Below are 11,628 nucleotides of genomic sequence, written 5' to 3' on the forward strand. Positions count from 1 at the left end.
GCAGGCAGGGGAAGCATCTGTTTGCCCTGCCTGGTCTGATACGAGAATACGCATAACTTATGAAGCCAATTTTTAGCCGTGGCCCGTCGCTACAGATTCGCCTTATTCTGGCGGTGCTGGTGGCGCTCGGCGTTATTATTGCCGACAGTCGCCTGGGGATGTTTAGTCAAATCCGTACCTATATGGATACCGCCGTCAGTCCTTTCTACTTTGTTTCCAATGCTCCTCGAGAATTGCTGGATGGCGTATCGCAGACGCTGGCCTCGCGTGATCAACTAGAACTTGAAAACCGGGCGTTACGTCAGGAATTGCTGTTGAAAAACAGCGAACTGCTGATGCTTGGACAATACAAACAGGAGAACGCGCGCCTGCGCGAGCTGCTGGGTTCTCCGTTGCGCCAGGATGAGCAGAAGATGGTGACCCAGGTTATCTCTACGGTTAACGATCCGTATAGCGATCAAGTCGTTATCGACAAAGGCAGCGTTAACGGAGTTTATGAAGGCCAGCCGGTCATCAGCGACAAAGGTGTTGTTGGCCAGGTGGTGGCGGTCGCCAAACTGACCAGCCGCGTGCTGCTGATTTGCGACGCGACCCATGCACTGCCAATTCAGGTACTCCGTAATGATATCCGCGTAATTGCTGCGGGTAACGGTTGTACTGATGATTTACAACTTGAGCACCTGCCAGCGAATACTGATATTCGTGTTGGTGATGTATTGGTGACATCTGGTCTTGGTGGACGCTTCCCGGAAGGTTATCCGGTGGCGGTCGTCTCTTCTGTGAAACTCGATACCCAGCGTGCTTATACCGTGATCCAGGCGCGTCCGACTGCGGGGCTGCAACGTTTGCGTTATCTGCTGCTGCTGTGGGGCGCAGATCGTAACGGTGCTAATCCTATGACGCCGGAAGAGGTGCATCGCGTCGCTAATGAACGCCTGATGCAGATGATGCCGCAGGTATTGCCTTCGCCAGACGCAATGGGACCAAAACTTCCGGAACCGGCAACGGGAATTACCCAGCCAGATCCGCAGCAACCTGCAACAGGTACTGCCACTAACCGCTCTCCACAAAGGGCTACGCCGCCGCAAAGTGGTGCTCAACCGCCTGCACGTGCGCCGGGAGGGCAATAGTGGCGAGATATCGTAGCCAGGGGCGCTGGGTTATCTGGCTCTCTTTCCTCATCGCCTTGTTACTACAAATTATGCCCTGGCCGGATAATCTCATCGTTTTCCGGCCAAACTGGGTATTGCTCATCTTATTGTATTGGATCCTGGCCTTGCCCCATCGCGTAAATGTGGGCACAGGTTTTGTGATGGGTGCCATACTGGATCTGATCAGTGGCTCTACGCTCGGTGTCCGGGCGTTGTCGATGAGTATCATTGCTTATCTGGTAGCACTGAAATTCCAGCTTTTCCGCAACCTGGCATTATGGCAGCAGGCTCTGGTCGTCATGTTGCTTTCGCTGGTAGTGGATATTATTGTTTTCTGGGCAGAGTTTTTAGTGATCAACGTCTCTTTCAGACCCGAAGTGTTCTGGAGTAGTGTAGTCAATGGTGTGCTCTGGCCGTGGATTTTCTTGCTGATGCGCAAAATCCGTCAGCAGTTTGCAGTGCAATAAAGGTTTCTATGACTTCTCTGTATTTAGCTTCCGGTTCTCCGCGTCGTCAGGAGTTACTTGCGCAACTTGGCGTGACCTTTGAACGTATTGTTACGGGCATTGAGGAACAGCGTCATCCGCAGGAGAGCGCGCAGCAGTATGTTATGCGTCTGGCGCGTGAGAAAGCGCAAGCAGGTGTTGCTCATACTGCGCAGGATCTCCCGGTGCTGGGAGCGGATACCATCGTTGTCCTGAATGGGGAAGTGTTAGAGAAACCGCGCGATGCAGAACATGCGGCGCAGATGTTGCGCAAATTATCGGGACAGACTCATCAGGTAATGACGGCGGTGGCGCTGGCAGACAGCCAGTACATTCTCGATTGTCTGGTGGTCACCGATGTGACGTTCAGAACGTTAACAGACGAAGACATCGCGGGCTATGTTGCCAGCGGTGAACCGTTAGATAAAGCAGGTGCATACGGTATTCAGGGGCTGGGTGGTTGTTTTGTCAGGAAGATAAATGGCAGCTATCACGCCGTAGTCGGCTTACCGCTGGTTGAAACGTATGAATTATTAAGTAATTTTAACGCACTGCGTGACAAAAGGGATAAACATGACGGCTGAATTGTTGGTAAACGTAACGCCTTCGGAAACACGAGTGGCGTATATTGATGGCGGTATTCTGCAGGAAATTCATATTGAACGTGAGGCGCGACGCGGAATAGTAGGCAATATCTACAAGGGTCGTGTAAGTCGTGTACTTCCGGGTATGCAGGCGGCTTTTGTAGATATTGGGCTGGATAAAGCCGCGTTTCTTCATGCATCCGACATCATGCCGCACACCGAATGTGTGGCGGGTGAAGAACAAAAGCAGTTCACGGTGCGCGATATTTCAGAGCTGGTGCGTCAGGGACAAGATCTGATGGTGCAGGTGGTGAAAGACCCGCTTGGCACTAAAGGTGCGCGCCTGACCACAGATATCACGCTGCCATCTCGCTATCTGGTGTTTATGCCGGGTGCATCTCACGTTGGGGTTTCCCAACGCATTGAAAGTGAATCTGAACGTGAACGCCTGAAAAAAGTGGTCGCAGAGTATTGCGACGAGCAGGGCGGATTTATCATCCGTACTGCGGCGGAAGGGGTTGGCGAAGCGGAGCTGGCCTCCGATGCAGCCTACCTGAAACGTGTCTGGACCAAAGTGATGGAGCGTAAAAAGCGTCCACAGACCCGTTATCAACTGTACGGCGAACTGGCGCTGGCGCAGCGTGTTCTGCGTGATTTCGCCGACGCTGAGCTGGATCGTATTCGCGTTGACTCGCGCCTGACTTACGAAGCATTGCTTGAGTTCACCTCGGAATATATTCCTGAGATGACCAGCAAGCTGGAGCATTACACCGGACGCCAGCCAATTTTCGATCTCTTTGATGTCGAAAACGAAATCCAGCGGGCGCTGGAACGCAAAGTAGAACTGAAATCCGGCGGCTATCTGATTATCGACCAGACCGAAGCGATGACCACTGTGGACATCAATACCGGGGCGTTTGTCGGTCATCGCAATCTGGACGACACCATCTTCAATACCAATATTGAAGCGACGCAGGCTATCGCTCGCCAGTTACGGTTGCGTAACCTGGGCGGGATTATCATTATTGATTTCATCGACATGAATAATGAAGATCACCGTCGCCGCGTATTGCATTCGCTGGAACAGGCGTTGAGTAAAGACCGGGTGAAAACCAGCGTTAACGGCTTTTCTGCTCTGGGGCTGGTGGAAATGACGCGTAAACGCACCCGCGAAAGCATTGAGCACGTACTGTGTAATGAATGCCCTACCTGCCACGGTCGCGGAACGGTAAAAACCGTGGAAACGGTATGCTATGAAATCATGCGCGAGATCGTTCGCGTGCACCATGCTTACGACTCTGACCGTTTCCTGGTCTATGCTTCTCCGGCAGTAGCGGAAGCCTTGAAAGGCGAAGAATCTCACTCGCTGGCGGAAGTGGAAATTTTCGTAGGCAAGCAGGTTAAAGTACAAATCGAACCGCTCTACAACCAGGAGCAGTTTGACGTCGTAATGATGTAAACAGATGCTGGGCCGCCATCCGGCAAAGGGTTTTTGAGTCACATTTTTAGCAGACAAGGAGTGACGGGTGAGGCGATTGCCGGGGATTTTACTGCTTACTGGAGCCGCGCTCGTTGTGATCGCTGCGCTGCTGGTCAGCGGCCTGCGTATTGCTTTACCGCACCTCGACGCCTGGCGCCCGGAAATCCTTAACAAAATTGAATCCGCGACGGGTATGCCGGTGGCAGCCAGTCAGCTCTCCGCCAGTTGGCAAAATTTTGGCCCAACACTTGAAGCACACGACATCCGCGCTGAGTTGAAAGATGGCGGTGAGTTTTCGGTTAAACGTGTCACCCTGGCGCTGGATGTCTGGCAGAGCCTGCTGCATATGCGCTGGCAGTTTCGCGACCTCACTTTCTGGCAACTGCGCTTTCGCACCAATACTCCCATCACCAGTGGTGGTAGTAATGATAGCCTGGAAGCCAGTCACATCAGCGATCTGTTTCTTCGTCAGTTCGATCACTTCGATCTCCGCGATAGCGAAATCAGCTTCCTGACACCATCCGGTCAGCGCGCTGAACTGGCGATCCCGCAACTCACCTGGCTTAACGATCCACGTAGACACCGCGCGGAAGGTCAGGTAAGTCTCTCCAGTCTGACCGGACAACACGGCGTGATGCAGGTGCGCATGGATCTGCGTGATGACGAGGGACTGTTAAGCAATGGTCGCGTCTGGCTCCAGGCTAATGACATTGACCTGAAGCCGTGGCTCGGTAAATGGATGCAGGACAATATTGCGCTGGAAACGGCACAGTTCTCCCTTGAAGGCTGGATGACGATCGACAAAGGCGATGTGATCGGCGGCGATGTCTGGCTGAAACAGGGTGGTGCAAGCTGGCTGGGCGAGAAAAAAACACATTCGCTGTCGGTGGATAATCTGACCGCGCACATAACGCGCGAACATTCGGGCTGGCAGTTTTCCATTCCTGATACGCGGATCACCATGGACGGCAAACCCTGGCCGAGTGGAGCTTTGACGCTGGCCTGGATACCGGAACAGGACGTTGGCGGCAAAAACAATAAACGCAGTGACGAACTACGGATTCGCGCCAGCAATCTGGAGCTGGCGGGGCTGGAAGGCATACGCCCATTAGCAGCGAAACTTTCACCTGCGCTGGGTGATATCTGGCGTTCAACCCAGCCGAGCGGCAAGATCAACACGCTGGCGCTGGATATCCCGCTTCAGGCGGCAGAGAAGACCCGCTTTCAGGCATCGTGGAGCGATCTGGCCTGGAAACAATGGAAATTATTGCCAGGCGCGGAACATTTCTCCGGGACGCTTTCAGGAAGCGTAGAAAATGGTTTGCTGACGGCTTCCATGAAGCAGGCGAAAATGCCTTACGAAACGGTATTTCGCGCACCGCTGGAAATTGCCGACGGTCAGGCAACCATAAGCTGGTTGAATAATGACAAAGGTTTCCAGCTGGATGGTCGTAACATCGACGTCAAAGCTAAAGCCGTCCATGCGCGCGGCGGTTTTCGTTACCTGCAACCTGCTAACGATGAACCCTGGCTGGGGATTCTGGCTGGCATCAGTACCGATGATGGTTCACAAGCCTGGCGCTATTTCCCGGAAAACCTGATGGGGAAAGAGTTAGTCGATTATCTAAGTGGCGCAATTCAGGGCGGTGAAGCGGATAACGCAACCCTGGTTTATGGCGGCAATCCACATCTTTTTCCTTACAAACACAACGAAGGTCAGTTTGAAGTGCTGGTGCCGCTGCGTAACGCGAAGTTTGCTTTCCAGCCAGATTGGCCAGCGTTGACTAATCTCGATATTGAACTGGACTTTATTAACGACGGTTTATGGATGAAAACCGATGGCGTTAATCTGGGCGGTGTGCGCGCCAGTAACCTCACTGCGGTGATCCCTGACTACTCGAAAGAAAAGCTGCTGATTGACGCTGACATTAAAGGTCCGGGTAAAGCCGTTGGTCCTTACTTTGATGAGACGCCGCTGAAGGATTCGCTGGGGGCGACCCTGCAAGAACTCCAGCTCGACGGCGATGTGAATGCTCGCTTACATCTCGATATCCCGCTGAACGGCGAACTGGTTACAGCGAAAGGTGAAGTGACGCTGCGCAACAACAGCCTGTTTATCAAACCACTCGACAGCACTCTGAAAAATTTGAGCGGAAAATTCAGCTTTATCAATGGTGATCTGCAAAGTGAACCACTGACAGCAAGCTGGTTTAACCAGCCACTGAACGTGGATTTTTCCACCAAAGAAGGGGCGAAAGCCTACCAGGTTGCGGTGAATCTCAACGGCAACTGGCAACCGGCGAAAACCGGCGTTCTGCCTGAAGCGGTGAACGAAGCGTTAAGCGGCAGCGTGGCCTGGGATGGTAAAGTGGGCATTGAGCTGCCTTATCATGCTGGCGCTACGTATAACGTAGAGCTGAACGGCGATCTGAAGAATGTGAGTAGTCACTTACCCTCACCGTTAGCCAAACCTGCGGGCGAACCGCTACCGGTTAACATTAAGGTTGATGGCAATCTCAACAGCTTTGAATTAACCGGGCAGGCTGGCACGAAGAACCATTTCAATAGCCGCTGGTTGCTCGGTCAAAAGCTGACGCTTGAGCGCGCTATCTGGGCGGCAGACAGTAAAACGCTTCCCCCGTTGCCGGAACAGAGTGGTGTTGAGTTAAATATGCCGCCAATGGACGGCGCCGAGTGGCTGGCGCTATTCCAGAAAGGCGCGACGGAAAAAGTTGGCAGCGCGGCGAGTTTCCCTCAGCACATTACGTTGCGTACACCGGCGTTGTCATTGGGGAATCAGCAGTGGAATAACCTGAGCATCGTCTCGCAGCCGATGGCAAACGGTACGCAGGTTGAGGCGCAAGGGCGTGAAATCAACGCTACGCTGGCGATGCGTAATAACGCGCCGTGGCTGGCGAATATTAAATATCTCTATTACAACCCGAACGTAGCGAAAACGGGTGGTGAATCAACGAATTCATCACCTTTTCCGACCACGGAGCGCATCAGCTTCCGTGGCTGGCCGGACGCACAAATACGTTGCGCAGAGTGCTGGTTCTGGGGGCAAAAATTCGGTCGCATCGACAGCGATATCACCATTTCCGGCGATACGTTAACGCTGACCAATGGACTGATTGATACCGGTTTCTCGCGACTCACTGCCGATGGTGAATGGGTTAACAATCCGGGGAATGAACGCACCTCGCTGAAAGGAAAACTGCGCGGCCAGAAAATTGATGCCGCCGCAGAATTTTTTGGTGTCACGACGCCAATACGCCAGTCGTCATTTAATGTGGATTACGATTTACACTGGCGTAAAGCACCGTGGCAGCCAGATGAAGCGACATTGAATGGCATCATTCATACTCAACTGGGCAAAGGCGAAATTACCGAAATTAGCACCGGACATGCCGGGCAATTACTGCGCTTATTGAGCGTTGATGCCCTGATGCGTAAGCTGCGTTTTGATTTCAGGGATACCTTTGGCGAAGGGTTCTATTTTGACTCCATTCGCAGCACCGCGTGGATTAAAGACGGCGTTATGCACACTGACGACACGCTGGTAGATGGCCTGGAAGCGGATATCGCCATGAAAGGGTCGGTAAATCTGGTACGTCGCGATCTGAATATGGAAGCGGTTGTCGCACCAGAGATTTCTGCGACGGTGGGCGTGGCTGCAGCCTTTGCGGTTAACCCTATTGTTGGCGCGGCAGTGTTTGCCGCCAGTAAAGTGCTGGGGCCGCTGTGGAGCAAAGTTTCCATTTTGCGCTATCACATTTCGGGTCCGCTGGATGATCCGCAAATCAACGAAGTGTTGCGCCAACCGCGTAAAGAAAAAGCGCAATGATTTGACGAGGGCGCGTAATTGCCCCAATCTCATAAGATAATCGTTGCCATAAGGCCAACGAGCCGGAACATAACCGTAGGCCGGATAAGGCGTTCACGCCGCATCCGGCAGCCGTTGCCTGATGCGATGCAGTGCGTCTTATCAGGCCTACAAACCGGAAATAACCGTAGGTCGGATAAGGTGTTCACGCCGCGTCCGGCAGCCGTAAAAAATCCTCTACCGCAGTAATTAACGAGTAGCAAAAACGATGAGTCTGAACCTGGTAAGTGAACAATTGCTAGCGGCGAACGGCCTGAAACATCAGGACTTGTTCGCGATCCTCGGTCAACTGACCGAACGTCGCCTTGATTATGGCGATCTCTATTTTCAGTCGAGCTATCACGAATCCTGGGTTTTAGAAGACCGCATTATTAAAGATGGTTCTTACAACATCGATCAGGGCGTTGGTGTGCGTGCAATCAGTGGTGAAAAAACCGGATTTGCTTACGCTGACCAAATCAGCCTGCTGGCGCTGGAACAGAGTGCGCAAGCGGCGCGTACCATTGTGCGTGACAACGGCGATGGCAAAGTACAGACGCTGGGCGCGGTAGAGCATAGCCCGCTATATACCTCGGTCGATCCGCTGCAAAGCATGAGCCGTGAAGAGAAGCTGGATATCCTGCGTCGTGTCGATAAGGTTGCTCGCGAAGCGGACAAACGCGTACAGGAAGTGACTGCCAGCCTCAGTGGCGTCTATGAATTAATTCTGGTTGCGGCAACTGACGGCACGCTGGCGGCAGATGTGCGCCCTCTGGTGCGTCTTTCTGTGAGCGTTCTGGTCGAAGAAGATGGTAAACGCGAACGCGGCGCCAGTGGCGGCGGCGGTCGTTTTGGTTATGAGTTCTTCCTTGCCGATCTCGACGGCGAAGTCCGTGCGGATGCATGGGCAAAAGAAGCCGTGCGTATGGCGCTGGTCAATCTTTCTGCTGTTGCCGCACCTGCGGGCACCATGCCGGTGGTTCTCGGCGCTGGCTGGCCTGGCGTGCTGTTGCATGAAGCGGTCGGTCATGGCCTGGAAGGCGACTTCAACCGCCGTGGTACTTCGGTCTTTAGTGGACAGGTCGGGGAGCTGGTGGCTTCTGAACTGTGTACAGTTGTTGATGACGGCACGATGGTTGATCGCCGTGGTTCGGTGGCGATTGATGACGAAGGTACGCCAGGACAGTACAACGTGCTGATTGAGAACGGCATCCTGAAAGGTTACATGCAGGATAAACTCAACGCGCGCTTAATGGGCATGAAGCCGACCGGCAATGGTCGCCGTGAATCCTACGCTCACCTGCCAATGCCGCGTATGACTAATACCTACATGCTGCCGGGTAAATCTACCCCGCAGGAAATTATTGAATCCGTTGAGTATGGCATCTATGCGCCGAACTTCGGTGGCGGTCAGGTAGATATCACCTCCGGTAAATTTGTCTTCTCCACCTCAGAAGCGTATCTGATTGAAAACGGTAAAGTAACGAAGCCGGTGAAAGGCGCAACGTTGATTGGTTCCGGAATCGAAACCATGCAGCAGATTTCGATGGTGGGCAACGACCTGAAACTGGATAACGGCGTGGGTGTCTGCGGTAAAGAAGGGCAGAGTTTGCCGGTTGGCGTGGGCCAGCCAACGTTGAAAGTCGATAACCTGACTGTTGGCGGTACTGCGTAATAATTTCAGTATTTTCAGAAGGATAATTAATCTTTCTACGTGCACGAACGGTCCCCTCGCTCCTCTTGGGTTAGGGTGAGGGGAACCCGTTGGCACAGGTTTGTACAACATAACAGTACAATATGAATTACTTCTCTTTCCCGCGCCCGTGCATCTCCTGAAACAATTTACCGACCTCAACAAAATAATCCGTCAGCGAGTTGATCACGACCTGTACCTTCAGCGGCAGCTTATCTTTTTCGGTATATAACGCATAAACCGGGCGTGGATCTGACTGATAACGCGGCAGCAGGATCTCCAGCTCCCCACGATTGATCTCGTTGATCACCCACATCAGCGGCACGTAGGCGATCCCGGCACCCGCCGTTAGCCAGCGCACCAGCGTCATCGGATCATTAGTCACAAATCTCCCTTGCGGGATCAGGCGAGTCGAGATCCCTTCCGGTGCGATCAGTTCAAATTCATTGTCGGGTCGCACGCTGTATTCAAGCCATGAATGACTACTTAAATCGGCGGGTTTTTCCGGTATGCCGTATTGTGTGAGATAACTTTTTGCGGCGCACACCACCATTGGCATCGCGCCCAGACGGCGGGAAAACAGGCTGGAATCCTGCAACGCGCCGACGCGGATCACCACATCCAGACCGTCGGCAATCAGGTCGGGGGCAGGAATTCCGGTAACCAGATTGACGCTCAAACCTGGGTATTCTTTCAGCATTTTGGCTGTCAGCCCGGCGAGAACATTTTGTGCCATAGTTGAAGAACAGCCAATGCGTAGCGTCCCGATGGGGGTGTTATTGAAGGCATACAGTTGCTCATGAACATCCTGCACTTCATGAAGCATACGACGGCAGCCCTGGTAGTAAATTCTACCGGCTTCGGTCAGGCCAATGCTGCGTGTGCTACGGTTTAACAGCTTTACCTGCAACTCATCTTCCAGTTTTGACACCGTCTGACTGATGGACGAAACGCTCATCTGTAGCTGTCTGGCGGCGGCGGTAAAAGAGCCAAATTCAACTACTTTGGCAAACACCGACATGCGTTTTAGTCGTTCCATTATTCACTCTGACTTAAAAGTGATTTAGATCACATAATATAGATAACAGCATAACAGTTACGTTAATATATTAAATATCAATCTACAGCAATGTTGCTCTCGCCCGGCTTTCCATGCCCTTCTCTGCGGCGACAGATGCTGAAAATAATAACGCCAGCTCTCTCTATACAACCAAGGTCAACATGAGTCTGTTTCCCGTTATCGTGGTGTTTGGGCTGTCCTTCCCACCGATATTTTTCGAATTGCTTTTGTCACTGGCGATTTTCTGGCTGGTGCGCCGGGTACTTGTGCCAACAGGTATCTACGACTTTGTCTGGCATCCGGCGTTGTTCAACACCGCGCTCTATTGCTGCTTGTTTTATTTGATATCGCGACTGTTCGTTTGAGGTTGAAGTGAAAACACTAATAAGAAAATTCTCCCGTACGGCCATCACGGTCGTATTAGTCATTCTGGCCTTCATCGCAATTTTTAATGCTTGGGTCTATTACACCGAATCCCCGTGGACGCGTGACGCACGCTTTAGCGCCGACGTCGTTGCGATCGCGCCGGACGTATCCGGACTCATTACTCAGGTGAATGTTCATGATAACCAGCTGGTGAAAAAAGGACAGGTACTGTTCACCATCGACCAGCCGCGCTATCAAAAGGCGCTCGAGGAAGCGCAAGCCGATGTTGCTTATTATCAGGTGCTGGCACAGGAAAAACGCCAGGAGGCCGGACGTCGTAACCGTCTCGGCATACAGGCGATGTCCCGCGAAGAGATAGACCAGGCTAACAACGTACTACAAACGGTTCTGCATCAATTAGCGAAAGCGCAGGCGACCCGCGATCTGGCAAAACTGGATCTTGAACGCACGGTGATCCGCGCGCCAGCAGATGGTTGGGTGACCAATCTCAACGTCTATACCGGTGAGTTTATTACCCGTGGCTCAACGGCGGTTGCGCTGGTGAAACAGAACTCCTTCTATGTGCTGGCCTATATGGAAGAAACCAAGCTGGAAGGCGTACGCCCTGGGTATCGTGCAGAGATCACGCCGCTTGGCAGCAACAAAGTTCTGAAAGGTACGGTTGATAGCGTCGCTGCCGGGGTCACCAACGCCAGTAGTACGCGCGATGACAAAGGAATGGCGACTATCGACTCTAACCTGGAGTGGGTGCGTCTGGCGCAACGTGTTCCGGTACGTATTCGTCTCGACAACCAGCAAGAGAACATCTGGCCTGCGGGCACCACCGCTACGGTGGTGGTCACTGGCAAACAGGATCGTGACGAAAGCCAGGATTCGTTCTTCCGTAAAATGGCTCATCGCCTGCGTGAGTTTGGTTAATCACG

Annotated in this window: 9 protein-coding genes; 8 read left to right on the top strand and 1 reads right to left on the bottom strand. The window is 52.8% G+C overall.

Annotated elements, in window-relative coordinates:
- The first annotated feature begins 59 nt into the window (after positions 1 to 59).
- From mreC to tldD, 6 genes are all read left to right on the top strand, one after another.
- The gene (mreC, locus tag WES_RS18545) at positions 60 to 1,130 is read left to right on the top strand and encodes a rod shape-determining protein MreC (protein ID WP_000802527.1); all 1,071 of its coding nucleotides are present in this window, start codon (positions 60 to 62) and stop codon (positions 1,128 to 1,130) included.
- Positions 1,130 to 1,618 (top strand): rod shape-determining protein MreD, encoded by a 489-nt coding sequence (gene mreD, locus WES_RS18540; protein ID WP_000135265.1) that lies wholly within the window; start codon positions 1,130 to 1,132, stop codon positions 1,616 to 1,618. The genes mreC and mreD overlap by 1 nt, the downstream gene beginning before the upstream one ends.
- Before the next feature lie 8 nt (positions 1,619 to 1,626).
- Positions 1,627 to 2,220, top strand: coding sequence for a nucleoside triphosphate pyrophosphatase YhdE (gene yhdE / locus WES_RS18535; protein WP_000203083.1), 594 nt, complete (start codon positions 1,627 to 1,629; stop codon positions 2,218 to 2,220).
- Positions 2,210 to 3,679 (top strand): ribonuclease G, encoded by a 1,470-nt coding sequence (rng, locus tag WES_RS18530; RefSeq protein WP_000123197.1) that lies wholly within the window; start codon positions 2,210 to 2,212, stop codon positions 3,677 to 3,679. Before yhdE ends, rng begins: the two co-directional genes overlap by 11 nt.
- Positions 3,680 to 3,746: 67 nt before the next feature.
- Positions 3,747 to 7,547, top strand: a complete 3,801-nt coding sequence (yhdP, locus tag WES_RS18525) for an AsmA2 domain-containing protein YhdP (protein ID WP_016159493.1) — start codon at positions 3,747 to 3,749, stop codon at positions 7,545 to 7,547.
- Between the two features lie 247 nt (positions 7,548 to 7,794).
- The gene (tldD, locus tag WES_RS18520) at positions 7,795 to 9,240 is read left to right on the top strand and encodes a metalloprotease TldD (protein WP_000055925.1); all 1,446 of its coding nucleotides are present in this window, start codon (positions 7,795 to 7,797) and stop codon (positions 9,238 to 9,240) included.
- Positions 9,241 to 9,367: 127 nt separating this feature from the next.
- Here the strand turns inward: tldD and aaeR are convergent, their stop codons facing one another.
- Entirely contained in the window at positions 9,368 to 10,297 is a 930-nt protein-coding gene (aaeR, locus tag WES_RS18515; protein WP_000440317.1) for an HTH-type transcriptional activator AaeR, read from the bottom strand.
- Positions 10,298 to 10,479: 182 nt separating this feature from the next.
- Between aaeR and aaeX the strand changes: the two genes are divergently transcribed.
- Positions 10,480 to 10,683, top strand: coding sequence for a p-hydroxybenzoic acid efflux pump operon protein AaeX (aaeX, locus tag WES_RS18510; RefSeq protein WP_000051841.1), 204 nt, complete (start codon positions 10,480 to 10,482; stop codon positions 10,681 to 10,683).
- Between the two features lie 7 nt (positions 10,684 to 10,690).
- Positions 10,691 to 11,623: a p-hydroxybenzoic acid efflux pump subunit AaeA gene (gene aaeA, locus WES_RS18505; RefSeq protein ID WP_000854026.1), complete on the top strand. Its 933-nt coding sequence runs from the start codon at positions 10,691 to 10,693 to the stop codon at positions 11,621 to 11,623.
- The last annotated feature ends 5 nt before the right edge of the window (positions 11,624 to 11,628 follow it).

This window comes from Escherichia sp. KTE31 (assembly GCF_000407925.1).
GTDB classification, from domain to species: domain Bacteria; phylum Pseudomonadota; class Gammaproteobacteria; order Enterobacterales; family Enterobacteriaceae; genus Escherichia; species Escherichia ruysiae.

What these genes read in the sequence shown, in the direction of transcription:
- aaeX (WP_000051841.1), top strand. Translation starts at nt 10,480, where the DNA reads ATGAGTCTGTTTCCCGTTATCGTGGTGTTTGGGCTGTCCTTCCCACCG.
- mreC (WP_000802527.1), top strand. Translation starts at nt 60, where the DNA reads ATGAAGCCAATTTTTAGCCGTGGCCCGTCGCTACAGATTCGCCTTATT.
- rng (WP_000123197.1), top strand. Translation starts at nt 2,210, where the DNA reads ATGACGGCTGAATTGTTGGTAAACGTAACGCCTTCGGAAACACGAGTG.
- aaeR (WP_000440317.1), bottom strand. Translation starts at nt 10,297, where the DNA reads ATGGAACGACTAAAACGCATGTCGGTGTTTGCCAAAGTAGTTGAATTT.
- yhdE (WP_000203083.1), top strand. Translation starts at nt 1,627, where the DNA reads ATGACTTCTCTGTATTTAGCTTCCGGTTCTCCGCGTCGTCAGGAGTTA.
- tldD (WP_000055925.1), top strand. Translation starts at nt 7,795, where the DNA reads ATGAGTCTGAACCTGGTAAGTGAACAATTGCTAGCGGCGAACGGCCTG.